This is a genomic window from Halorubrum sp. Atlit-8R, from assembly GCF_003666025.1.
In the GTDB taxonomy this organism is placed as follows: Archaea; Halobacteriota; Halobacteria; order Halobacteriales; family Haloferacaceae; genus Halorubrum; species Halorubrum salinarum.
On the sequence record NZ_QPLV01000001.1, the window covers coordinates 969,655 to 991,677 of the forward strand.

The 22,023-nt window shown below is 71.7% G+C and carries 24 protein-coding genes; 14 read left to right on the plus strand and 10 right to left on the minus strand.

Features of this window, described 5'->3' with window-relative positions; genetic code table 11:
- The first annotated feature begins 60 nt into the window (after positions 1–60).
- Complete coding sequence (locus DVK05_RS04750; protein WP_121562242.1) at positions 61–2,292, plus strand: hypothetical protein; 2,232 nt, start codon at positions 61–63, stop codon at positions 2,290–2,292.
- 24 nt (positions 2,293–2,316) lie between these two features.
- Here DVK05_RS04750 and glmU read toward each other — a convergent pair whose 3' ends face one another.
- Entirely contained in the window at positions 2,317–3,525 is a 1,209-nt protein-coding gene (gene glmU / locus DVK05_RS04755) for a bifunctional sugar-1-phosphate nucleotidylyltransferase/acetyltransferase (RefSeq protein ID WP_121562243.1), read from the minus strand.
- 80 nt (positions 3,526–3,605) lie between these two features.
- Positions 3,606–4,943 (minus strand): phosphoglucosamine mutase, encoded by a 1,338-nt coding sequence (gene glmM, locus DVK05_RS04760; RefSeq protein ID WP_121562244.1) that lies wholly within the window; start codon positions 4,941–4,943, stop codon positions 3,606–3,608.
- Positions 4,944–5,041: 98 nt separating this feature from the next.
- Between glmM and DVK05_RS04765 the strand changes: the two genes are divergently transcribed.
- Positions 5,042–6,388, plus strand: coding sequence for a hypothetical protein (locus DVK05_RS04765; RefSeq protein WP_121562245.1), 1,347 nt, complete (start codon positions 5,042–5,044; stop codon positions 6,386–6,388).
- Positions 6,389–6,442: 54 nt separating this feature from the next.
- Here DVK05_RS04765 and DVK05_RS17520 read toward each other — a convergent pair whose 3' ends face one another.
- Positions 6,443–6,607, minus strand: a complete 165-nt coding sequence (locus DVK05_RS17520; RefSeq protein WP_233559290.1) for a hypothetical protein — start codon at positions 6,605–6,607, stop codon at positions 6,443–6,445.
- 52 nt (positions 6,608–6,659) lie between these two features.
- Here DVK05_RS17520 and DVK05_RS17525 point away from each other — a divergent pair, with 52 nt between their 5' ends.
- Together DVK05_RS17525 and DVK05_RS04775 are read left to right on the plus strand one after the other, a co-directional pair.
- Complete coding sequence (locus DVK05_RS17525) at positions 6,660–6,902, plus strand: DUF4097 family beta strand repeat-containing protein (protein WP_233559288.1); 243 nt, start codon at positions 6,660–6,662, stop codon at positions 6,900–6,902.
- Positions 6,903–7,105: 203 nt separating this feature from the next.
- A complete protein-coding gene (locus DVK05_RS04775; RefSeq protein WP_121562246.1) occupies positions 7,106–8,017 on the plus strand; it encodes an NAD-dependent epimerase/dehydratase family protein in 912 nt (303 codons plus the stop codon).
- A gap of 24 nt (positions 8,018–8,041) precedes the next feature.
- Here DVK05_RS04775 and DVK05_RS04780 read toward each other — a convergent pair whose 3' ends face one another.
- Entirely contained in the window at positions 8,042–8,251 is a 210-nt protein-coding gene (locus DVK05_RS04780) for a hypothetical protein (RefSeq protein WP_053772031.1), read from the minus strand.
- Positions 8,244–8,507 (minus strand): hypothetical protein, encoded by a 264-nt coding sequence (locus DVK05_RS04785; protein WP_121562458.1) that lies wholly within the window; start codon positions 8,505–8,507, stop codon positions 8,244–8,246. Before DVK05_RS04785 ends, DVK05_RS04780 begins: the two co-directional genes overlap by 8 nt.
- 123 nt (positions 8,508–8,630) lie before the next feature.
- On the opposite strand from DVK05_RS04785, the gene DVK05_RS04790 reads away from it, so the two are divergent.
- Positions 8,631–9,905 carry a trans-acting enoyl reductase family protein gene (locus DVK05_RS04790; protein WP_121562247.1) on the plus strand — a complete coding sequence of 425 codons (1,275 nt, stop codon included), beginning with the start codon at positions 8,631–8,633 and terminating at the stop codon, positions 9,903–9,905.
- 61 nt (positions 9,906–9,966) lie between these two features.
- Here DVK05_RS04790 and DVK05_RS04795 read toward each other — a convergent pair whose 3' ends face one another.
- Positions 9,967–10,938 (minus strand): phosphoadenosine phosphosulfate reductase family protein, encoded by a 972-nt coding sequence (locus DVK05_RS04795; protein ID WP_121562248.1) that lies wholly within the window; start codon positions 10,936–10,938, stop codon positions 9,967–9,969.
- Between the two features lie 136 nt (positions 10,939–11,074).
- Here DVK05_RS04795 and DVK05_RS04800 point away from each other — a divergent pair, with 136 nt between their 5' ends.
- Positions 11,075–12,418, plus strand: a complete 1,344-nt coding sequence (locus DVK05_RS04800) for an alkaline phosphatase family protein (RefSeq protein WP_121562249.1) — start codon at positions 11,075–11,077, stop codon at positions 12,416–12,418.
- An 18-nt stretch (positions 12,419–12,436) separates the two neighbouring features.
- Here the strand turns inward: DVK05_RS04800 and DVK05_RS04805 are convergent, their stop codons facing one another.
- A complete protein-coding gene (locus DVK05_RS04805; protein ID WP_121562250.1) occupies positions 12,437–13,204 on the minus strand; it encodes a hypothetical protein in 768 nt (255 codons plus the stop codon).
- Positions 13,205–13,228: 24 nt separating this feature from the next.
- Positions 13,229–14,086, minus strand: a complete 858-nt coding sequence (locus DVK05_RS04810; protein ID WP_121562251.1) for a hypothetical protein — start codon at positions 14,084–14,086, stop codon at positions 13,229–13,231.
- 86 nt (positions 14,087–14,172) lie between these two features.
- Between DVK05_RS04810 and DVK05_RS04815 the strand changes: the two genes are divergently transcribed.
- The 3 genes from DVK05_RS04815 to DVK05_RS04825 all read left to right on the plus strand — a co-directional run bounded on the left by DVK05_RS04815 (position 14,173) and on the right by DVK05_RS04825 (position 15,964).
- On the plus strand, positions 14,173–14,736 hold the full coding sequence (locus DVK05_RS04815) for a TIGR04206 family protein (RefSeq protein ID WP_121562252.1): 564 nt from the start codon (positions 14,173–14,175) through the stop codon (positions 14,734–14,736).
- Positions 14,737–14,804: 68 nt separating this feature from the next.
- Positions 14,805–15,704, plus strand: coding sequence for a ZIP family metal transporter (locus tag DVK05_RS04820; RefSeq protein WP_121562253.1), 900 nt, complete (start codon positions 14,805–14,807; stop codon positions 15,702–15,704).
- Positions 15,705–15,754: 50 nt separating this feature from the next.
- Positions 15,755–15,964: a hypothetical protein gene (locus DVK05_RS04825; protein WP_121562254.1), complete on the plus strand. Its 210-nt coding sequence runs from the start codon at positions 15,755–15,757 to the stop codon at positions 15,962–15,964.
- A 50-nt stretch (positions 15,965–16,014) separates the two neighbouring features.
- Here the strand turns inward: DVK05_RS04825 and aroC are convergent, their stop codons facing one another.
- On the minus strand, positions 16,015–17,202 hold the full coding sequence (gene aroC / locus DVK05_RS04830; RefSeq protein ID WP_121562255.1) for a chorismate synthase: 1,188 nt from the start codon (positions 17,200–17,202) through the stop codon (positions 16,015–16,017).
- Positions 17,203–17,384: 182 nt separating this feature from the next.
- Between aroC and DVK05_RS04835 the strand changes: the two genes are divergently transcribed.
- From DVK05_RS04835 to DVK05_RS04850, 4 genes are all read left to right on the plus strand, one after another.
- On the plus strand, positions 17,385–17,606 hold the full coding sequence (locus DVK05_RS04835; protein ID WP_092921938.1) for a hypothetical protein: 222 nt from the start codon (positions 17,385–17,387) through the stop codon (positions 17,604–17,606).
- Positions 17,607–17,696: 90 nt separating this feature from the next.
- Complete coding sequence (locus DVK05_RS04840) at positions 17,697–18,473, plus strand: enoyl-CoA hydratase/isomerase family protein (RefSeq protein ID WP_121562256.1); 777 nt, start codon at positions 17,697–17,699, stop codon at positions 18,471–18,473.
- A 406-nt stretch (positions 18,474–18,879) separates the two neighbouring features.
- On the plus strand, positions 18,880–19,449 hold the full coding sequence (gene hpt / locus DVK05_RS04845; protein ID WP_006628363.1) for a hypoxanthine/guanine phosphoribosyltransferase: 570 nt from the start codon (positions 18,880–18,882) through the stop codon (positions 19,447–19,449).
- A gap of 507 nt (positions 19,450–19,956) precedes the next feature.
- Entirely contained in the window at positions 19,957–20,634 is a 678-nt protein-coding gene (locus DVK05_RS04850) for a DJ-1/PfpI family protein (RefSeq protein WP_121562257.1), read from the plus strand.
- A gap of 15 nt (positions 20,635–20,649) precedes the next feature.
- On the opposite strand, the gene DVK05_RS04855 is transcribed toward DVK05_RS04850, so the two are convergent.
- On the minus strand, positions 20,650–20,949 hold the full coding sequence (locus DVK05_RS04855) for a transcriptional regulator (protein WP_121562258.1): 300 nt from the start codon (positions 20,947–20,949) through the stop codon (positions 20,650–20,652).
- A 99-nt stretch (positions 20,950–21,048) separates the two neighbouring features.
- On the opposite strand from DVK05_RS04855, the gene DVK05_RS04860 reads away from it, so the two are divergent.
- Positions 21,049–22,023: a sugar phosphate nucleotidyltransferase gene (locus tag DVK05_RS04860; RefSeq protein ID WP_121562259.1), complete on the plus strand. Its 975-nt coding sequence runs from the start codon at positions 21,049–21,051 to the stop codon at positions 22,021–22,023.

Here is a 22,023-nt window from a genome sequence, read left to right on the forward strand (position 1 = left end):
TCGCCCGCGGTCCGTCACCCCGAGAGGCAGCCTTATGCCGGTCCGCCCGTACCGAGCCGTGTGCGCAGACGCCGATTCCTCGGCCGCGTCGGGGTCGCCGGCGCGGTCGGGACCGCCGGGTGCGGCTTCCGCGGCGACGGGTCCGGAGATGGCGCGTCGGGCGCCGCCGAGCGGCGGTTCCGCGTCGGCGACGACGGCTTCGCGGTCGCGGTCGACGGCGGCGGGTTCGAGCCCCTGTCGGTCCGCGGCGTGAACCTCGGGATGGCGAAGCCCGGGCGGTTCCCCGGCGAGGCGGCGATCACCCGCGCGGAGTACGACCGCTGGCTGGGGCTGATGGGCGAGTTGAACGTCAACGTCGTCCGCGTGTACACCGTCCACCCGCCGGCGTTCTACCGGGCGCTCGCGGCGTACAACCGGTCGCACGCCGACCCCATCTACCTCCTCCACGGCAACTGGATCGGCGAGGAGACGCTCCGCGAGGCCGGCGACGCGACGACGCTGTCGGCGCCGTTCGACCGCTCGATGCGGCAGGTCGTCGACGCCGTCCACGGCGCGACGACGATCGCGCCGGAGCCGGGGTACGCGAGCGGGACGTACGACGCAGACGTGAGCGACGCCGTCCTCGGCTACGTCGCCGGCATCGAGTGGCCGCCGGCCGTCGTCCGCGAGACGGACCGCGTGAACGAGGCGACCGGCTACGACGGGGAGTACCTCGCCGCGCCCGACGGGTCCCCGTTCGAGGCGTGGCTCGCGGCCCGCCTCGACGCCGCGGTCGCCTACGAGGCGAGCGAGTACGACGCCCGACGGCCCGCGGCGTTCACGAACTGGGTGACGACCGACCCCCTCGAACACCCCTACGAGCCGTTCCCGAACGAGGACGCCGCCTCCGTCGACCCCGACGCCGTCGCCGCGACCGACGCCTACGACGCCGGGACGTTCGCCGCCTACCACGTCTACCCCTACTACCCGCCGCTGTTGAACGAGACGCCGGAGTACGTCAATTACGTCGACCACCGCGGCGAACCGAACAGCTACGCGGGGTACCTGAACGACCTCGTCGGCGCCACCGACCACCCGCTGCTCGTCGCGGAGTTCGGCGTCCCCGCCTCCCGCGGGATCGCCCAGCGGGACGTCCACGGCCGCGATCAGGGACGCCTCACCGAGACCGAGCAGGGCGAGATCCTCGCCGCGATGTACGCGGACGTCCGCGAGGCCGGAACCGCGGGCGGGATCGCGTTCAGCTGGCACGACGAGTGGTTCAAGCGGACGTGGAACCTCGCGCCCTTCTCGGACCCGAACCGTCGGCCGTTCTGGTCGAACGTCCAGACGCCGGAACAGGGGTTCGGGCTGCTCGCGTTCGACCCGGCGAACGCCGTCCCCCTCGACGGCTCGCCCGAGGCGTGGGCGGACGCGACCGCCGCGACGCCCGAGCGGGACCCGGTCCGGCTCGGCGACGGCGCCGACGCGGCGCGCGAGCTGACGGCGGTCCGCGTCGCGAGCGACGCGGCGTACCTCAACGTCCGACTCGAACTCGCGGGGCTTGACGGCGAGCCGGACTGGGACGCGACCAACTACCTCCTGGCGATCGGGACCACCGGCTCCGGGGCGCGCCCGCTGCCGTACGGCGCGGCCGCGACGGCGCCCGCCGACTTCGTCGTCCGCCTCGGCGGCCCCGACGCCTCCCGGGTGACGGTGTACCCTCGGTACGACGCCTTCGCGTACGAGTACGGCGCCGAGGCGGGCCTCGACCTCGACCGGTACCGGGATCCCGATCCCGGCGACTACACGCCGCTCCGGCTGGTGATCAACCGCGGCTACACCGTCCCGGTGACGGGCGAGCGCGTCCCGTTCGAGTCCGTCGAGACCGGGCGGCTGCGATACGGGAACGGCAACCCCGAGTCGCCCGCGTACGACTCGCTCGCGGACGTCCACGTCGCCCCGTCGAGCGACGCGATCGAGCTTCGCCTCCCGTGGGGGCTGCTCAACGTCGCCGACCCGAGCCGACGGCGACGCCTCGGCGACCTCTGGACCGACGGCCTCGACACCTACGAGCCGATCGAGTCGATCGACGTCGCCGCGGCCTCGTACGTCCCCGCGGCCGCCGACGGGACGGCGCGGCCGCTCGACGCCCCGACGAATCTCACGCACGCGGCTCCGGACGTCGACGGCGACGCCCTACATCCCCTCGAATTCGTCCCGCCGACCTGGGACCGCCCGGCGTACACCGAGCGGCTCAAGGAGTCGGCCGACGCGGTGGCCGAGGTCTTCGATCGGTACGCCCAAGAGGACTGATCCCGATCCGGCGTCGGGCCAGCGTTACTCCGAGAGCCGGTCGCGCGTCAGCGCCTCACCGGGCCCCGTCGTCTCGCCGGCGCCCAGCACGACGCCCGCGTTCAACGCGGTGTTGATCCCGGTCTTCGCGCCGTCGCCGACGATCGCGCCCAGCTTGCGGCGCCCGGTGTCCACGCGGTCGCCCTTCACCGTCTGCCGGACGTTCTCGCCGTCGTGGCGGAGGTTCGCGACGTTCGTCCCCGCGCCGAAGTTGACCTCGCGACCGAGGACGGAGTCGCCGACGTACGAGAGGTGACCGACCGAGGCGTCCGCCATCAGCACCGAGTTCTTCACCTCGACCGCGTGGCCGACGTGGACTCCGGGCCCCACGACGGTCGCCCCGCGGACGTAGGCGTTCGGTCCCACGTCAGCGCCCTCGCGGATCAGCGCCGGCCCCTCGACGTACGCCCCGGATCGGACCCGCGCCCCCTCCTCGACGACCACCGGTCCGTGAAGCTGGGCGTTCTCCTCGACGGCGCCGGCTATCTCGCGCCCGTCGTCGAGGGCCGCCAGCGCCAGCTCGTTCGCTTCCAGCAGCTCCCACGGGCGCCCCACGTCGAGCCACGTGCCGTCGTAGCGCGCCACGTCGATCCGGCGGCCGTCGCCGAGCAGCATGTCGATCGTCGTCGTGATCTCGTACTCGCCGCGCTCGCTCTCGGGCGTGCGGTCGATGTACTCGAACACCTCCGGTTCGAACGCGTAGCAGCCGACGTTCGCGAGGTTCGTCGGCGGGTCCGCCGGCTTCTCGACGATGTCCGCGAGCGCGCCGTCCGCGTCCGTCGAGAGCACGCCGTACGCCCGCGGGTCGTCGACCTCAGTGGCCGCGACCGCCGGCGCGCCCGCCTCGGCGAGCGCCCGCGGCAGCGACGCGTCCACGACCACGTCCCCGTTGAGCACGAGGAAGTCGTCGTCGACGACGGGCGCGGCCTGCGCCACGGCGTGGGCGGTGCCCAGCGCCTCCGCCTGCTCGACGAAGTGGACCGGGCGGTCCCGGTACGACTCGCCGATCGCCTCCCGGACCGCCTCGCCGCGGTAGCCCGTCACGACGACGAACTCGTCGACGACGTCGCGGGCCGTGTCGAACACCCGTTCCAGCAGCGAGCGGTCCCCGACCGGGAGGAGCGGTTTCGGGCGGCGGTCCGTCAGCGGTCGCATCCGAGTCCCGCGGCCGGCCGCGAGCACGACTCCGTACATGGCCGGGGCGACGGCGGGGCGGGGCTTATCGGCTGCGGTCGACCCCGAGCGTCACCTACCGACTGCGGCGGAGCGGACCCTCACTCGCGGTCGACGGCCCGGTCGACGAGCCCCCGCGCGGTCTCGAACAGCGCGTCCGCGTCGCCCTCGTCGCGCGCCTCGGCCGTGATCCGGACCAGCGGCTCGGTGCCGCTCGCGCGGACGAGGAACCAGCCGGCGTCCGTCTCCACGCGGACGCCGTCGAGCGACGACACGTCCTCGTACTCGGCGGCCGCGACCTCGGCGACGCGCTCGACGATCGCCGACTTCGCGTCCGTTCGCACCGAGTCCCGGCGGATCGGGTACTCGGGGAGGTCGTCGACGAGCGCGGCGAGCGAGCCCTCGGCGCCGACGAGCGCGGTCAGGATACACGCCGCGAGCGGGCCGTCCGGGCAGGGCGTCCGGTCCGGCCAGATCCACGCGCCGCTGGGCTCGCCGCCGAACGCGACCCCCGGCTTCGACGCCTCCGCGGCGACGTACGCGTCGCCGACGGGCGTGTAGGTGACCTCGGCGCCGACCTCGGCGAGCGCGTCGGCGACGAGCAGGCTCGTGTCGACCGGAACCGCCACGCGGTCGCCAGCGCTCGCCTCGCGGCGCGCGAACAGCGCGAGCAGCGCGTCGCCCGCGACGAACCGCCCGCGCTCGTCGATCGCCATCATGCGGTCCGCGTCGCCGTCGTGGACGATCCCGAGGTCGGCGTCGGTCGCGGCGACGACCTCGCAGGCGGTCTCGCAGTTCGCCGCGGTCGGCTCGCTCGGCCGCCCCGGGAACCGCCCGTCGCGCTGTCCGTTGAGCGTCTCCACGTCGCAGCCGGCCGCGTGGAGCGCGTCGGCCGTGACGCGCCCGACGCCGTTTCCGAGGTCGACGACGACCGAGAGGTCGTCGGGCAGCGGCACGGTCTCGCGGAGCGCGCGCTCGTGCCGGCGTCGGGCGTCGCCGCCGACCGCGACCTCCCGCTCTTCGACGGCGCCGATCGCGTCGTGCCCCGCGAACTCGAACGCCTCCGCCTCGACGATCTCGGCGATCCGGTCGTTGCGCTCTTCGCCGAAGGCGCGCCCCGAGGCCGTCCAGAGCTTGATCCCGTTGTCGGGCGCCGGGTTGTGCGACGCCGTGACGACGACGCCGGCGTCGGCGCCCTCCCGGGCGACGGCGCGGGCGACCGTCGGCGTCGCCTCCACGCCCACGTCGATCACGTCGGCCCCGCACTCGGTGAGGCCCGCGACGAGCGCTCGCGTGAGCATCCGGCCGCTGTCCCGGGCGTCGCGCCCCACCACGACCGTCGCCGCGCCGTCCGTCGCGAGCGCGCGCCCCACGTCGAGCGCCAGGTCCGCGGTCACCGCCTCGCCGACCGGCCCGCGAACGCCGCTGGTTCCGAACATACCCCGGTCATCACCGGCCACCGCAAAGACGGTTCGGGACGACCCCGCGCAGCGGGTCGCTCAAAGACTTTTACCGATCGAAACCGCCACCGTCGCGTATGGTCCCCGATCCCGCAGCGGTCAGCAGGCGACGCGTTCTGGCGACCCTCGGCGGCGGCGTCGCGGCGCTCGCCGGCGGCACCGCGGCCGTCGGCGCGACGGAGCCGACGGCGCTGCCCGACCCGATCACGGACGCGGCGACGAACCACTACCCGACGCCGCCGGAAGTCGACACACTCTGGCGGCCGCCGGTCACCGAGGCGCACGCAAGCGCGGCCGTCGAGACGCTCGCGGCGACGGTCGCGGAGAGCCGACGCCGGTGGGACGAGATCGGCGACGTCGAGGACGAGGGCGCGCCGATCACGACGGACTCGGGCGGCTGGCTGGAAGACGCCCGCGAGTCGCTCGACGAGGGCGACTACCCCACGGCGCTGTTCCGCGCGCGGTACGGCCTCCAGTTCGCGGGCGAGGCGCTGGGGTACGCCCGCGCCGAGCAGGACGCGGTCGACCGGGCGGCCCTCGGCGACCGCGCCGTCGCGCTGACGGAGCGCGCGCAGGCGGTCGCGAGCGACCTGAAGCCGTATCCGACGAGCGAGCCGGCCCGGGACCTCGGGTGGTACGTCCGGATCGAAGCGGAGGTACAGTCGGCGAGCGCGCTGGCGGACCGCGCGCTCCCGGACGACGACTCCGGAGGCAGCGACGGCGACGCGTCCGGCGGCGAACTCGACCCCCGGGTTGCCGGGGAGCTGACGGCCGGACTGCTGCGGGCGGAGCTCGACGCGCGCTCGGCCGAGCGGTACCGCGACCTGCTCTCAGAGCGGCTCGCGAGCGAGACGACGCCGCACGCCGAGGCGCTGCGGACGGCGGCCGACCGCTTCCGCGCCGACCTCCGCGGGTATCCCACCCGCGAGGACGCGCGGGAACGGTACGTCGGAGAGGCCGACGAGTACGGGCCGTGGGAGGTCGCACACTCGCGGCTGGCGCAGTGGTGTCTCGGATCGAGCGCCCCCGTCCCGTGGCGCACGCCGATCGACGCGGACCTGCTCGCGCTGCGGGCCGTCGCGCTCTCGATCGGGCTGGCGCGCCGGCGGGCCCACGAGACCGCGGTCGAGCGCCTCGTCGTCGAGCCGGACGACACCGGCTTCGACTCGGGGTACGCGCTCGCCGCGAAGCGCCGGGCGCAGGCGACCTATCGGTCGGTCGTCGGAGACGACCCCAGTCCGCTGTTGGTGACGCAGATCGGGCGCGCCGTTGAGGACCTCCAGGTCGCGGCGGTCGGGTTCGTCGGCGGCCGCGACGAGCCGATGTGGCGCGAGCGGCTGGAGGCGTACCTCTACGCGCTGGTCGGCCGAGCCAAGCTGGAGGCGTTCCCGCCGCTCCGCGACGCGATCACCGATCCCGACTAATCGGTCGCGGGGCTCCGACCGCCGAGAAGCCGACGTGCCGCACGCCGGCCCGCGTCAGTCGGTCACCGACCCCGCGAGCGCGACGAGGCCGACCAAATGCGCCACCGTGACCCCGAACACCGTCGCGGCGTCGGAGAGTCCGAGGAGCGGCGTCACGCCGTACGCGATCACGTACGGGAGCACCGCGATACACGCGACGCCGACGGCCAACAGCAGCATCGTCCGGCTCCCGTTCCGGCGGCCGCCGTCGTACGCCAGGTACGCGACGTACGTGCCGAGGCAGGCGGTCGCGACGGTCGAGTCCTCGGACGGCGACCTGGTGCTCCGGCTCGGCGACGACCTCAGCGCGGCGCTCACCGCTCGCACCTACGACGGTGACTTCGCCCTCTCGGGAGGCGGTCCCGGGTTCCGCGTCCGCGAGCGGACCGAGACCCGACTGCGAGCGTCCGTCAACGGCGGCGACGGCTCGCTGACGGCGCGGACGAACGACGGCGACATCACCATCCGGGCGTAGGAACGAGCGCTCGACCCGCTGACGCGATTCCCCGGCCCTCCCCCGGTCGGTCGGCGGACGCTGACCGCCCGCGCGACTCGCGGCGAGCCCGTCGCACTCGCCTTTCGAACGCGAAATCTAACGCCCTTCCACGCGTGGAATTTCGCGCGTCGCGCGCCGACGAGACCGAAGCGCTAAACAGCCGTCTCGGAGAAGCGTCACCCATGCAGGACAAACGCGTCCTCGTCACGGGCGGCGCGGGATTCATCGGCTCGAACCTCGCGAACCGCCTCGCGGCCGACAACGACGTGATCGCGGTCGACGACACCTACCTCGGCACGCCCGAGAACCTCGACGACGGCGTCGAGTTCGTCGAGGCCTCAGTCGTCGACGGCGACTTCCCCGTCGACGTCGATGTCGTCTTCCACCTCGCCGCGCTCTCCTCGCGGAACATGCACGAGAGCGACCCCCAGCGCGGCTGCCGCGTCAACGTCGAGGGGTTCGTCAACACGGTCGAACGCGCTCGAAAGGAAGGGTGTGACACCGTCGTCTACGCCTCCACCTCCTCCATCTACGGGAGCCGCACCGAGCCCTCGCCGGTCGACATGGACGTGGAGGCGCGCACGGCCTACGAGGCATCGAAACTCGCGCGCGAGCGCTACGCCGAGTACTACGCCAACCACCACGACATGGCAATGGCCGGGCTGCGGTTCTTCTCGGTGTACCAGGGGTTCGGCGGCAACGAGGAACACAAAGGCGAGTACGCGAACACGGTCGCGCAGTTCGCGGACGCCATCGCGAACGGAGAGGCGCCCGAGCTGTTCGGCGACGGCACCCAGACGCGCGACTTCACGCACGTCTCGGACGTGGCCCGCGCGTGCGAACTCGCGGCCGACCACGAGCTCACGGGCGTGTACAACGTCGGCACGCAGGAGGCGTACTCGTTCAACGAGATGGTCGCGATGATCAACGACGCGCTCGGCACCGACGTCGACCCCGAGTACATCGAGTGTCCCTTCGACGGCTACGTCCACGACACGATGGCCGACTACTCGACCTTCCACGAAGCGACCGGCTGGGAGCCCGAAATCAGCTTCGAGGAAGGCGTCGAGCTGGTCTGCGAGCCGTATCAGTAACCCGAACGAGAAGCGGGACGGCGGTCAGGACGCGTCCACGGCGCTGCCGGCGGCGACGAGGAAGCCGATGATGGCGGTGATGAGCCCCACCATCCCGATGGCGACCGCGCCGATCTGGAACGCGTCCCCGGACAGCCGCTGCGCCGTCAGGAACAGGAAGACGGTCGTGACGAAGCCGACGAGCGCGAGGATCCGCCCGAATCGGGCGGTGTCGATCCCGGGTTCGCTAGACACGGTTCAATATCTCCTTGAGGACGCCCTGATACTCGTCGTCGGTCGCGGCGTTGCCGAGCGAGTGGATCGACTGCGAGATCCACAGCCCGGCGGTGAAGTTGATGAACGCCGCCATCGAGACGGTGCCGATCTGTCCCTCGACGAACAGCCCCGTGTATACTGCCCCGATGAACCCCAACACCATCAGGCTGTGCGTGACGAGCGAGCGGGTACCGAAGTCGGCGAGCTGTAGTGACAACCGAGTGCCAACGGCCATATCACTGTGTACGGCCCCGGCGTTAAAGAGGTAGCGCGTGTCAGAGCTCGTGACGCCCTGATCGTCGGCGGTCGCCACGCGGTACCGCACCAGTTTACCGACGCCGCCCCCTAGCGCCACCGAATGACTGACGCCGAGCCGACGCACGACGTCGTGGTGTGGGGCGCGACCGGGGTCGCCGGGCGGTTCACGGCCGAGTACCTCGCCGAGCGGTACGGCCCCGACGAGCTCTCGCTGGCCGTCGGCGGACGGAACCGGGCGAAGCTCGACGCGCTCGTCGACGACCTCGTCCGTCGCAGCGACGCGCGGGACGACGTGGCCGTCGTCGTGGGCGACGCGACCGACCCCGAGAGCCTGCGCGCGGTCGCCCGAGGCGCGGAGGTGGTGTGTACGACGGTTGGCCCGTACACCCGCCTCGGGACGCCGCTGGTCGAGGCCTGCGTCGAGACCGGCACGGACTACTGCGACCTCACCGGCGAGGTGAACTGGGTGCGCGAGACCGTGGACCGCTTCCACGAGGCGGCGGTCGACGCCGACGCTAGGATCGTCCACAGCTGCGGGTTCGACTCGGTCCCGGCGGACCTCGGCACCCTGCTCTCGCAGTCGCACGCGCGCGAAGCGCACGGCGCCCCCTGCGAGGCGGTCCGGATCTACCTCGACGGCGGCAGCGGGAGCGTCAGCGGCGGCACGCTCGCGAGCGCGGGCGAGCTGTTCGAGGCGGCCGCGACCGACCCGCTCGCGCGGGAGACGCTCCGCAACCCCTACTCGCTGGCGCCGCGCGGCGAGCGGAGCGGCGTCGACCCGGGCGCACAGCGGTGGCCGCGGCGGGACGCGCTGCGGGGCGAGTGGACGGCGCCGTCGCCGATGGCCGCGGTGAACGAGCGGGTGGTGCGCCGGAGCAACGCGCTCCTCGGGTACCCGTGGGGGCGCGAGTTCCGGTGTTCGGAGGTGATTCCGACCGGCGATGGGGTGCTGGGCGCGGCGACCGCGGGCGCCGTCGCCGGCGGGCTCGGCCTGTTCACGGCCGCGATGTCCGTCGGGCCGCTGCGTTCCGCGCTCCGCCGGTACGTCTTCCCCGACCCGGGCGAGGGGCCGACGCGGGAGGAGGCCGAGGCAGGCCACTTCCGGATCCGCGTCCTCGGACGCGGGACGGCGGCGGACGGACCGTTCACCGTCGAGGCCGCGGTCGGCGCCGACCGCGATCCGGGCTACGGCGCGACGGCGCGGATGCTCGGCGAGTCGGCGGTCTGCCTGGCGCGCGACGAGGTCGACTCCCCGTTCGACGGCGGCGTGTTGACGCCGGCGTCGGGGATCGGGCTGCCGCTCGCGGAGCGGCTCCGCGAGGTCGGCTTCACCGCGTCGGCCGGCGAGGCGGGCGACGACGGTCGCCGACGCTGATCGAAGACGAGGGATCCGCTGCGGCAAAAAGGGTCGGTCGGGGGTTACGCCCCGGCGGCGATCACATGTAGCCGAGGTCGCGCAGGCGCTCCATCAGGTCCTCCTTGTCCTGGGCGCGGCCGGCGCGCTCGGTCGTGTCCTCGAGGTTCTGGAGCCACGCGGGCTCCTCGGTCGTCTTCTCTGTCGAGACCTCGCTGCCCAGCGAGCGGAACCCGGCGAAGTACTTCGGCGAGATCGGAATGTCCTCCTGGGTAACGCCTTCGGGGAGGTCGTCGTCGGCCTGCGGGATGTACCCCTCGTCGGGGAACGCCTCGACCGTGTCCGGCACCACGAAGTTCCAGAACGCCTCCCACACGTCGGCCTCGGCGAACTGGAGGATGGGCTGGATGCGGTCGTGCGGCGGGAACAGGTCGGGGTCGTGCCGCGGCGAGAAGAACGTCTCGTCGGCGCGGGCCTCCTGTTCGTCCCAGCGGACGCCGGAGATGACGCCGTCGATGTCGTGTTCCTCCAAGGCGTCGTTGAGCGCGACCGTCTTCAGCAGGTGGTTGCCGACGTACGTGTCGAGCAGGAACGGGAACGAGTCCTCCTCGAACTCCAGGATCTCCCGGATGTGGTGCTGGTTGTGCTCCGAGAGCGCGTCGACGGGGATGTCGTCGCCCGGTTCGAGGCCGTGTTCCTCGACGTAGGCGCCCACGTCCTCGTTGCGGGCGTACACGAGGTCGATCTCCCACTCGTCGGCCCAGTGCTCGACGAAGTCGGTGATCGAATCGAAGTGCTGGAAGTGGTCGATGAAGACGGCGGTCGGCTTCTCGTAGCCGTACTCCTCGGCGACCTGGTTGATGAAGTACAGCGTCAGCGTGGAGTCTTTCCCGCCGGTCCACATCACCGCGGGGTTGTCGTACTGTTCGAGCCCGCGGCGGGTGACCTCGACCGCCTTCTCGATTTTGTGCTGGATCGACGGGTAGTCGTCCGGAGTTTCCCCCTCGCCGTCGGTGTAATCGACGTCGACGCTCGCCGGGAAGTCGTCGCTCATACGCCGTAGCAGTCGCCGCCGAGACGAATAGGCTTTCTGAATCGCGGTCGCCCGCGAGTCGGTCCCGCGGTCGGCGGCCGCCGCCGGGGTCCCGCGGAACACAAGGGATATGCCGGCCGCCCCGGAACCGTCGCCCATGGGTCTGTTCGACCGGCTCCGCGGCGACGACGACGAGCGCGTCGTCTTCCTCGGGATCGACGGCGTACCGCTCGACCTCGTCGAGGAGCACCCCGACGTCTTCGAGAACCTGACCGACATCGCCGAGACCGGTTCCGGGGGGCGCTTGGAGAGCATCGTCCCGCCCGAGTCGAGCGCGTGCTGGCCGAGCCTCACGACCGGGAAGAACCCCGGCGCGACGGGCGTGTACGGCTTCCAGGACCGCGAGGTCGACTCCTACGAGACGTACGTCCCGCTCGGGCGCCACGTGAAGGCGACCCGCCTGTGGGACCGCGTCACCGACGCCGGGCGCGACGCGACCGTCCTCAACGTCCCCGTCACCTTCCCGCCGTCGACGCGGGTCCAGCGGATGGTCTCCGGGTTCCTCTCGCCCGACCTGGAGTCGGCCGCGAGCGACGACGCGGTGCGCGAGACGCTCGACGGGTTCGACTACCGGATCGACGTGAACGCGAAGCTGGGCCACGACGACGACAAGACGGAGTTCATCGAGAACGCGCACGCCACGCTCGACGCCCGCCACGACGCCTTCGCCCACTACCTCGACCAGGACGACTGGGACCTCTTCTTCGGCGTGTTCATGAGCACGGACCGCGTCAACCACTTCCTGTTCGGCGACTACGCGACCGACGGCGAGTACAAAGAGGAGTTCCTCGAGTTCTACCGCAAGCTCGACGGCTACATCGGCGAGATCCGCGACTCGCTCGACGACGACACCACCCTGATCGTCGCCTCCGACCACGGGTTCACCCGGCTGGAATGGGAGGTGAACTGTAACCAGTTCCTCGCCGACGAGGGGTGGCTCTCCTACGCGGGCGACGACCACGAAGCCTTGACCGACATCGACGACGAGACGCGCGCGTACTCGCTCATCCCCGGCCGCTTCTACCTCAACGTAGAGGGCCGCGAGCCGAACGGCGTCGTCCCCGAGCCCGAGTACGAGGCGACCCGTGAGGCGCTCATCGACGACCTCGAATCGCTCACCGGCCCCGACGGCCGACAGGTGTGCCGCCGGATCGTGAAAGGCGAGACCGTCTTCGACGGCGCCCACGACGGCATCGCGCCCGACCTCGTCGTCATCCCCGCGGACGGCTTCGACCTCAAGTCCGGCTTCTCCGGCAAGGAGGCCGTCTTCACCGAGGGCCCGCGCAACGGGATGCACAAGTTCGAGAACTCGCTGCTGTACTCGACGGATCCCGACCTCGACCTGTCCGGCGCGAACCTCTTCGACGTGACGCCCACGATCCTCGACCTGATGGACGTCGAGGCCGACGACGAGTTCGACGGCGAGAGCCTGCTGGGCTGACGGCGCGCTCGCCGCGTGTTACTTCTCCGCCGTCGGCGTCGAACAGCGCAGACAGAGGATCCCCGTCCCCGCCCAGTTCACGTGGGTCGACCCGCAGTTCGGGCAGCGGTGGGTGTCGTTGTTGTACTCGGTCGTCCCCCGCGGGGCGGCGAGGTGACCGTCGTCGACCGCGCGCTCGATTAGCCCGGGGAACCGCTGCTTCTTGAATCGGGCGCGGTGCGCGAGGAATTCGCCGGCCCGGCCCGGGTCGCTCCCGTGGATGTCCTCCCACTTGATCGCGATCTCGCCGTCCGCCTGCCCCCGCGCGACCTGCTTGATCGTCGCGACCGCGGCCTCGAACAGCGGCGTCGTCGCTAGCGCCTGCGGGGAGTCGACCGCGTCGCCGGCGGCCGCGTACCGCTCGGCCGCGTCGTCGTACGCCTCCTCGGCGCCGCCCAGCCCGCCCGCGGCGCGGAAGTCGGCGACGAATTCCGCGAGGCAGGCCGCCTGTCCCGGCTCGGCGAGGACCGACTCGAAGTCGCGCGCCGCGGCGATCCCCTCGGCCGCGCGCCGCCGGGCGCGCTCGCCGACGCCCGCGACGCGGTACGCGACCGCCGCCGCGAGCAGCTGCTGGAGCCCCTGGCCGATCCATCCCTTCTCGTCCGGCTCGAAGGGATCGGTATCCGGGCGTGGGTCCGCGAGCACGCGCCGTCCCCCGCGAGTGTAGCGGTTTCCCGCGCGCTCGTACTCGCGGGCCGCCAGCGCGTCGACCGCCGCGTCGTGATGGCCGCCGTCGTTCGTGTTCACACGCGCGGTACGGGCGGGGACGGGTTACGCCTGACGCCCCCTCGCGGGCGTCCGCTCCGCGAGGGCACGGTAGAACGCCACGGAGTATGTCGCCCAGAGCGCGCCGAGGAGGCCGGTGACCGCCACCACGCCGAACCCGAGGCCGAGAGTCTCGAGCGCGCCGACCTCGACCGTCGGCACCCACGCCGGCGCCGTCTCCATCGCGGGCGGCGGCGCGACCGTCAGCGACGCAGCGGCGACGAGGAGTCCGAACGCCCCGCCGACGGCGGCGAGGAGGGCCGTGTACAGGAACGCGGCCCCGAGGTCCGACCGTACGAGCCGGACGCTGTGGCGGAACGCGGCGACGAGTTCGGCGCCGTCGATGACGACCGCGTGCGCGTAGAACTGGAGGAAGAAGGTGACGAGCAGGTACGCGCCGAACAGGCCGACGGCGATGATCCCGAGCACCGCGACGAGCGTGACGTCCTCGGCAGGGACCCGAACGAACCCGGCGGGCCCGCCGAAGACGCTCCCGGCGATGCCGAGGACGGTCCCGACGACGAGCAAGAACCCGAACGCGAGGCTCACGCCCAATAGTGCGAGGTAGGCGACGAGCAGCGGTAGATAGTAGTCGCGTCCCGCGGTGACGAGCGTCGCGACGCCTGTCCGGCCGTCGAGCGCCTCGTCGGCCATGGCGAGCAGGCCGCCTTGAAAGAAGGGGACGACGAGGATCAGCACGCCGAAGGTAAGCGCGGAGACCGCGGCCGAGAGCTCCGGGCTCGCGGTCGGCCGCACGAAGAGGTCGGGAAACTGCGCGAGCGCAAACAGCGCCGAGACGGCGACGAGGACGGGATTCCTCGCGACGCCACCGACTGCCGGTCGGATCGAGCGGAGGGCTGGCATAGTCGGTCGGTCCAGCCGACGGCAGTAAAACCCCCCGGGCCAGCGAGGTCCCGACCATACTTACTCTCGGGCGTCGAACCCGTCGTATGGAGAGTTCGGACGGCGCGTCGCGCTCGGCGGCGGAACCGACGTCTCGACGCTCCTCGCCGCGATCGGAGAGGGGCTCGTCGCCGACCAGCGGCCGCGTCGAGTGGCTCCTCGTCGCCGCGCTGCTCGCGATTCCCATGGCGGTCGTCCCCGGCGACGGCGCGCCGACGCTGGTGAGCCTCTGGGGGTTCGTGACGCTCGGCGGCGACGGCGCGGGGCTCGGCGGCTACCCGGTGTGGGCGTACTTCCTCGACCAGCCGCGGCCGTTCGCGACGCTCCCGCCGTCGATCCGGGCGTGGCCGCTCGCGCTCGGGTTCCACCTGCTCGCGGCGGGGAGCGCCACGAGCGGGATCGCGCTCGGCCGCGAGGACCGCCGTGTCACGGGCGGGCTCCTCGTGCTCGCGGCGGCCGCGACGCTGTGGGTCGCGGCGGGGCTGGGCGTGCGCTTCGGCGTTGGGACGACCGCCGGGTGGTTCTCGGTCCTCCCGGCGAGCGCGGTGGCGACGCTTCTCGTCGCGGGCTGGGCGTACGGCGGCGACCTCCGCGGGATCGTAGTCCGATAGGAACCGTGTCGACAGGGGCGTCGACTCGGTCGCCCGTTTTTATATCGTCGGGCGCGGAACCGGCGCCCATGACAACGCTGCCGGCCCTCCTGGGAATCACCACCGTCGCGGGGCTCGCGACGGGACTGGGCGCGCTGCCCGTCTTCTTCCGGGCCCGCGTCACGCACCGGGTGTACGACGCGGCGCTCGGCCTCGCAGCGGGGCTGATGGTCGCCGCCAGCGTCTTCGGCCTGATCGTTCCCGGGCTGGAGGAGGGCACCCTCTCCGCGGTGATGATCGGGGTGTTCCTCGGGGGGATCGCGCTCCTCGGCGGGAACTACGCCGTCCCGCACCTCCACGCGCGGTACCGCGAGTGGCTCCCGGAGGGCGGCGCGACGGGCGACGACGCCGAGTCGATGCGGACGGGCGAGGGAGGCGGGACGACCGCCGGCGATGACGACGAGGACGCCGTCGACGAGGGCGCCGTCGACGAGGCCGCCGGCGATGCGGCCGACGCCGACGCGGCCGCCCGCGAGGTGACGCTCCGGAAGGCGCTGCTCATCGGCGGGGCGATCACGCTCCACAACGCCCCCGAGGGGCTCGCTATCGGCGTCGCGTTCGCCTCCGGGTTAGAGGAGGTGGCGCTGCTGCTGGCGGTCGTGATCGGGCTCCAGAACGTGCCCGACGGGTTCGCCTTCGCCGTGCCGATGGCGGACACCGGCATGTCGAACGCCCGCGTGCTCTGGTACACGACGCTGTCGGGGGTAGTACCGCAGGTCGTCGCCTCCGTCTTCGGGTTCACGCTCGTCTCGGTCGCCGCGGGGCTGTTCCCGATCGCCTCCGGCTTCGCCGCCGGGGCGATGCTCGCGGTCGTCTTCCGGGAGCTGATCCCCTCCTCGCACGGGCACGGCCACGCCGACGCAGCGACCGGCGCCTTCCTCGTCGGCTTCGTGCTGCTCGTCGTCGTCGACGCCGTCGTCGTGGTGTGAGCCGTCCGACGCGCGACGCCTTTTCGGTCCTGCGTCCCCCGTCTCCAGACATGTCGACGACCGTGTCCACCCCCGACGCCGACGAACCGTGCGCGTACTGCGGCTCGCGGATCTTCGACCACGACCCGGTCTGCGTGCGCGACTGCGACGACGGGTGCGGCTCGCCGACCTACTTCTGTAACTACGCGTGCCTGTCCGCGCACGTCGACGAGAACGAACTCGTCGCGGGGAACGCCTGCGAGTGGTCGCCGGGAGAATAGGCGGGCCGGTCGGCGAGGCGGACCGGTCCGCGGAGCCGGCCAATCGACCGTTACTCGTTTCGCGGGCTGCTCGGGTGGTACTCCGTGTCGTACTGGCCGGGGTTCCCGTCGACGCGGTCGGGGTTGATCCGGCCGGCGAGCAGCATGAAGTCGAGGACGGTACAGTACAGCATCGCCTCGACGACGGGGACGGCCCGCGGCGGGAGGACCGGGTCGTGGCGGCCGACGACCTGGATCTCCTTTTCCTCGCCCGTCTCCCAGTCGGCGGAGCGCTGCTTCTTCGGGATCGACGTTGGGGCGTGCCACGTCGCCTCGCCGTAGATCGGCTCGCCGGTCGTGATCCCGCCCTGGAGGCCGCCGTGGTCGTTGCCGATGGGGACCGGGTCGCCCTCGTCGCTCTCGACGTGCTCGAACGACTCGCCGTCGTCGAACGTCCAGTCCTCGTTGCGCTCGCTGCCGGTCACGTCGACGGCGCCTTTCCCGAGCCCGAACTCGACGCCCGTGGTCGCCGGGATTGAGAACATCGCCTGCCCGAGCCGGCTCGGGAAGCCGTCGAAGCGCGGCGCGCCGAGCCCGCGCGGGACGCCGCGGCACTCGAAGTAGATGGAGCCGCCGATGGAGTCGCCCTGCTCCTGGTACTCCTCGATCAGCTCCTGCATCTCGGCGGCCGCGTCCGGGTCGGCGCAGCGCACGTCGTTCTCCTCGCTGCGTTCGAGCAGCTGCTCGAAGCTCACCGGGTCCGCCTCGACGTCGCCGATCCGGTTGACGTGGCCTTTGATCTCCACGTCGTACTCGGAGGCGTCGAGGACCTGTTCCGCGACCGCGCCGGCCGCGACCCAGTTCACCGTCTCCCGGGCGGATGAGCGGCCGCCACCGCCCCAGTTGCGCGTGCCGAACTTCGCCGAGTAGGTGTAGTCGCCGTGCGAGGGCCGCGGGGCCGTGACGTACGGCTCGTACTTCCCCGAGCGCGCGTCCTTGTTCTGGATCACCATGCCGATCGGCGTCCCGGTGGTGTAGCCGTCCTGGACGCCGGAGTTGACGACGACCTCGTCGGGCTCGCCGCGCGAGGTAGTGATCATCGACTGGCCCGGCTTGCGCCGGTCGAGCTGCGCCTGGATGGCCTCCTCGTCGAGCTCGACGCCCGCCGGCACGCCGGAGACGGTGACGCCCATCGCGTCGCCGTGGCTCTCGCCGTAGGTCGTCAGCTGGAAGAGTCGGCCGAACCGGTTCCCGTTCATACCGGTACGTGTGGCCGGGGGCATATAGGGGTTGCAATCCGCGCAACGGGTCGCGGTCGCTGCCAAGCCGCGGTCGCTGCCAACCCGCGACGGTCGACGACTCGCGGCGGTCGACGACCCGCCACGGGGCGGACCGACGCGCGACCGATGGGGGTATGTAACGGGACCTCGTTGGTGGGAGCGTGCGCGATCGCCTCACCTCTGACCTCGGCGTGTACGCCCTTTCGGGGCTGTTCTCGCTCGTCGTCTTCGTGCTCGCGCTCGGCATCCTCTCGCGGACGCTCCCCGACGGGCTCGCGAGCCGCCAGCTCGGCGGCCTGATCGTCGGCTACCTCCTGTTCGTCGGCGTGTACACGACGGCGTGGTTCATCTACACCGGCATCGACAGCCGCGAAGAAGTCTGACGGGGGCCGGGAACCGCTCGGCCGCGCCGATCTCTGAGTCCCGGATCCGGCTGCCGAATTGTTTTCACGGCGCCGCGCGACGGGGCCCGTATGAGCCGGGACACCATCTCCTTCGACGTGGACGACCGCGGCGTGGCGACGATCACCGTCGACCGACCCGAACAGCTCAACGCGCTCACCGTCGAGACGCTCGAAGCGATCGAGGACGCGCTGGACGAGGCGGCCGACCGCGACGCGCGCGCCCTAGTGATCGCCGGCGCGGGCGACGAGGCGTTCGTCGCCGGCGCGGACATCTCCTACATGGTCGAGATGTCGACGCCGGAGGCGCAGGCGTACGCGGAGCTCGGCCACCGCGTCGCGGACGCGATCGAGACGTTCCCGGCGCCGACGGTCGCCGCGATCGACGGGTACGCCTTCGGCGGCGGCTGCGAGCTCGCCTTGGCCTGCGACCTCCGCGTCGCGGCCGAGAGCGCGGTCCTCGGGCAGACCGAGATCGACCTCGGCATCATCCCGGGCTGGGGCGGCACCCAGCGTCTCCCGCCCCTCGTCGGCGACGAGGTGGCCCGCCGGCTGATCTTCCTCGGCGAGCGCATCGACGCGGCCGAGGCCGCCGAGGTGGGCTTCGTCGGCGAGGTCGTCGCCGACGAGGAGTTCGACGACCGGATCGACGAGCTGGCCGGCGAGCTGGCAGCGAAGCCCGCGACTGCGCTCCGCGCCGCGAAGGAGGCGCTGAACGCAGCCGGCGAGGGCGCCGCGGCGACCGGGCACGCCCTCGAACGCCGGGCGTGGGCCGGCCTGTTCGGCACCCACGACCAGCGCGAGGGGATGCGGGCGTTCTTGGAGAAGCGCGAGCCGGAGTTCGAGTAGACGGATTCAGGACTGACCGAGTCGGAACTGCTGTTCGGTGGCGCGTGCCGACGAGCGCCCGAAGGGCGTGAGTCGCACGCGCGAGGGAGCCGACCGGTCGGAGCGAAGCGGAGACCGGTCGACGAGGCTGGGGAGGCGTGAGGTGCGGTGTTGGGCGGTGCGGGGCGGGTCTCGAAGGGGCGGCCACGAGGGCGAAGGCGCGCGACGTAAGGACCGCAGGGAGCGAGCAGCGCGAGCGACCGAGGACCGCAACGAGCGCACCGAGCCCTCGTGGCCGGGGCTTCGGCGGTGTTCATATCGATCGGCGATCCGTGAATGAGCGTTCGGATACCGCCCTCCGTGCCATCGTCTCCCACCGCGATCCCGTAACCGCCACGCTTTATTAATCCGCCCGAGTACCCGCGACATGGACCAGTTGCGGCAGTCGCTCCTCGACGCGCCGATCATCGAGAAAGGCGAGTACCAGTACTTCGTCCACCCGATCAGCGACGGCGTCCCCATGCTCGAACCGGAGCTGCTCCGGGAGATCGTCATCCGGATCATCCGGAAGGCGGAGCTGGAGAACGTCGACAAGATCGTCACCCCCGCGGCGATGGGGATCCACATCTCCACCGCGCTCTCTTTGATGACCGATATCCCCCTCGTGGTCATCCGGAAGCGCCAGTACGGCCTCGACGGCGAGGTCCCGCTGTTCCAGGAGACCGGCTACTCCGAGTCGGAGATGTACATCAACGACGTCGAGGAGGGCGACCGCGTGCTCGTGCTCGACGACGTGCTCTCGACGGGCGGCACGATGAAGGCCATCCTCGACGCGCTCACCGACGAGGTCGGCGCGGAGGTCGTCGACGTCGTCGCCGTGATCAAGAAGGCCGGCCCGAACGAGCTCGACGACACCGACTACAACGTGAAGACGCTGATCAACGTCACCGTCGAGGACGGCGAGGTCGTGATCGTCGACGCGCAGGGCGACGAATAAGCCGTCCGCAGCGGAACCGCGGTGAACCCCGCGGATTTTCTGGTTAGCCGCTTGTAGGTAGTCGACTACGCTTAGGTGGTGAACGCCCTCAAAGCCCCAGCCGTGAGGCGGCCGTACGCTCGGTGCGCTCCTCAGTCGCACGCTCGCTGCGCTCCTCAGTCGCTCGCACTGCTCGCTCCTTGCGGTGCTTGCGTCGTCATCAGAACGCATCGCGTTCTGATTGGCTCACGAGAGCTTCGCTCTCGTGAACGCCTACGGCCGCCTCACGGTTGCCCCTTTGAGTCCCACCCCGCGCAGCAACCGCAGCCTCACACCTCCCCAACCTCGTTAGTCGCCGTCGCTTCGCTCCGGCGACTGACTCCCTCGCGCGTGCTGCTCGCGGCCTGTCGGCCGCTCACAGGCACGCGCCGACCGCACCGCTGCGGCCGTTTATAAACTCGGCGCCGCCCCTCATCGCTGCCGGGCGCGGGCGTCTTTTGTGTCGCGGCCGCGAACGGGGAGGCGAACATGACCAGCGCGCTGTTCGTCGTGAGCGAGGAGGGGTACTGGGCCGAGGAGTGTATCGAGCCGCTGACGACGCTCGAAAACGAGGGCGTCGACGTGACCGTCGCCACGCCCTCGGGGTCGCCGCCGGTCGTCGACGAGCGGTCGCTCGACCCGGAGGCCGCGGGCGGCGAGGACCGCGTCGCGGAGCTTCGCGAGGTCGACGAGAGCCACCCCGAACTCAACGATCCGGAGCCGATCGCGACGGTCGAGGCCGACGGCTACGACGCCGTCGTCTTCCCCGGCGGCCACGGGACCGTCTGGGACGTGAACCAGGACCGCCACGCGCGGCAGCTCCTGCTCGACGCGGTCGCGGGCGACGACGGCGTCGCCCTCGTCGTCTGTCACGCGGTCGGCATCCTCGGGTTCACCCGCGAGGCGGACGGGACGCCGCTCGTCGAGGGCCGCTCGGTGACCGGCTTCCCGAACGCGTGGGAGGAGGACATCGTCGACGAGGACGACGTGCTGCCGGACGGCCGGAAGCTCCCGTACTGGGTCGAAGACGAGGTCGTCCTCGCCGGCGCCGACTGGGACGCCGAACTCGACGCCGACACGAGCGTCACGGTCGACGGCGACCTGATCACCGCGCGCGGCCCGGGCTCCTCGGCCGACGCGGCGACGACGCTGCTGGACGAGCTGTAAGCCGCGCGAGCCTCCCTACCGGATCACGAACGCCGGCTCCTCGATCCGCTCGCTTTTACACTCGGGACACCGCGACGGCTCGTTGACCGGGTCGTCGAAGCCGTCGAACCCGCACTCGCGGCAGGTCGGCGGCGCGACGAGGAACTCCTCGTCCGCGTCGCCGCCGCCGGCGTTCCCCTCTCGGACCGACCGCGAGACGTGGTCGAGGTGTTCGTACACGGTCGGCGTCGGCAGCGACAGCGTCTCGGCGAGGTCGCTCGCGGTCCGCGGTGCCTCGCGGAGCGCGTCGGCGATCCGCTGGCGGGTCGTCTCCATGGACGGGTTTCGACGGCGACGCGCAAAACCGTCCGGGATCGCGACGCCACCGATGACGCGGGCACAAGAGGTATGTCACCGGAGTGAGACGGAGCGGGTATGAAAGCCGTCGTACTCGCGGGTGGCTACGCGACCAGACTCTGGCCGATCACCGAACACCGGCCGAAGATGTTCCTGCCGGTGGGCGAGAACACCGTCATCGACGAGATATTCGAGGACTTGGAGGCCGACGACCGGGTCGACGAGGTGTTCGTCTCGACGAACGAGCGCTTCGCCGACACCTTCGCCGAGTACCTCGCCGACAGCCCGTTCGAGAAGCCGACGCTGTCGGTCGAAGAGACCGTCGAGGAGGACGAGAAGTTCGGCGTGGTGGGGGCGCTCGAACAGCTCGTCGACCGCGAGGGCGTCGACGACGACCTGATCGTCGTCGCCGGCGACAACATGATCAGCTTCGACCTCGCCGACTTCGCCGACTTCTTCGAGGACAAGGGGACGCCGACGCTGGCGGCCTACGACGTGGGCGACCGCGAGCGCGCGAAGTCGTACGGGCTCGTCCAGCTGGACGGCGACGAGGTGGTCGACTTCCAGGAGAAGCCCGACGACCCGCAGTCGACGCTGGTCTCTATCGCCTGCTACGCGTTCCCCGCGGAGACGCTCCCGAAGCTCACCACCTACCTCGAAGACGACAACAACCCGGACGAGCCGGGGTGGTTCCTCCAGTGGCTCCAGCAGCGCGGCGCGGTCCACGCGTTCACCTTCGACGGCGCGTGGTTCGACATCGGCACCGCCGACTCCTACCTCGACGCGGTCGAGTACGCGCTCGACGGCGGGACGCTCGTCGCCGACGACGCGACCGTCGAGGGGAGCGACCTCGGCGACGTGGTCCACGTCATGTCGGGCGCGACGGTGACCGACTCGACGCTCGACCGCGCGGTCGTCTTCGAGGACGCGACGATCACCGACTCCGAGGTCCGAAACTCCGTGATCGACACGGGCGCCACCCTGGAGGGCGTCGACCTCTCGGGCGCGCTGATCGGCTCGTACACCTCGATCACCGAAGGCGACGACTTCTGA

Bases quoted from the DNA above. Each gene is read 5' to 3' on its own strand.
- glmU (WP_121562243.1), bottom strand. From the start codon at position 3,525: ATGTACGGAGTCGTGCTCGCGGCCGGCCGCGGGACTCGGATGCGACCG.
- glmM (WP_121562244.1), bottom strand. From the start codon at position 4,943: ATGTTCGGAACCAGCGGCGTTCGCGGGCCGGTCGGCGAGGCGGTGACC.
- DVK05_RS04765 (WP_121562245.1), top strand. From the start codon at position 5,042: ATGGTCCCCGATCCCGCAGCGGTCAGCAGGCGACGCGTTCTGGCGACC.
- DVK05_RS17520 (WP_233559290.1), bottom strand. From the start codon at position 6,607: ATGCTGCTGTTGGCCGTCGGCGTCGCGTGTATCGCGGTGCTCCCGTAC.
- DVK05_RS04775 (WP_121562246.1), top strand. From the start codon at position 7,106: ATGCAGGACAAACGCGTCCTCGTCACGGGCGGCGCGGGATTCATCGGC.
- DVK05_RS04785 (WP_121562458.1), bottom strand. From the start codon at position 8,507: ATGGCCGTTGGCACTCGGTTGTCACTACAGCTCGCCGACTTCGGTACC.
- DVK05_RS04790 (WP_121562247.1), top strand. From the start codon at position 8,631: ATGACTGACGCCGAGCCGACGCACGACGTCGTGGTGTGGGGCGCGACC.
- DVK05_RS04795 (WP_121562248.1), bottom strand. From the start codon at position 10,938: ATGAGCGACGACTTCCCGGCGAGCGTCGACGTCGATTACACCGACGGC.
- DVK05_RS04800 (WP_121562249.1), top strand. From the start codon at position 11,075: ATGGGTCTGTTCGACCGGCTCCGCGGCGACGACGACGAGCGCGTCGTC.
- DVK05_RS04810 (WP_121562251.1), bottom strand. From the start codon at position 14,086: ATGCCAGCCCTCCGCTCGATCCGACCGGCAGTCGGTGGCGTCGCGAGG.
- DVK05_RS04815 (WP_121562252.1), top strand. From the start codon at position 14,173: ATGGAGAGTTCGGACGGCGCGTCGCGCTCGGCGGCGGAACCGACGTCT.
- DVK05_RS04820 (WP_121562253.1), top strand. From the start codon at position 14,805: ATGACAACGCTGCCGGCCCTCCTGGGAATCACCACCGTCGCGGGGCTC.
- DVK05_RS04825 (WP_121562254.1), top strand. From the start codon at position 15,755: ATGTCGACGACCGTGTCCACCCCCGACGCCGACGAACCGTGCGCGTAC.
- aroC (WP_121562255.1), bottom strand. From the start codon at position 17,202: ATGAACGGGAACCGGTTCGGCCGACTCTTCCAGCTGACGACCTACGGC.
- DVK05_RS04840 (WP_121562256.1), top strand. From the start codon at position 17,697: ATGAGCCGGGACACCATCTCCTTCGACGTGGACGACCGCGGCGTGGCG.
- hpt (WP_006628363.1), top strand. From the start codon at position 18,880: ATGGACCAGTTGCGGCAGTCGCTCCTCGACGCGCCGATCATCGAGAAA.
- DVK05_RS04850 (WP_121562257.1), top strand. From the start codon at position 19,957: ATGACCAGCGCGCTGTTCGTCGTGAGCGAGGAGGGGTACTGGGCCGAG.
- DVK05_RS04855 (WP_121562258.1), bottom strand. From the start codon at position 20,949: ATGGAGACGACCCGCCAGCGGATCGCCGACGCGCTCCGCGAGGCACCG.
- DVK05_RS04860 (WP_121562259.1), top strand. From the start codon at position 21,049: ATGAAAGCCGTCGTACTCGCGGGTGGCTACGCGACCAGACTCTGGCCG.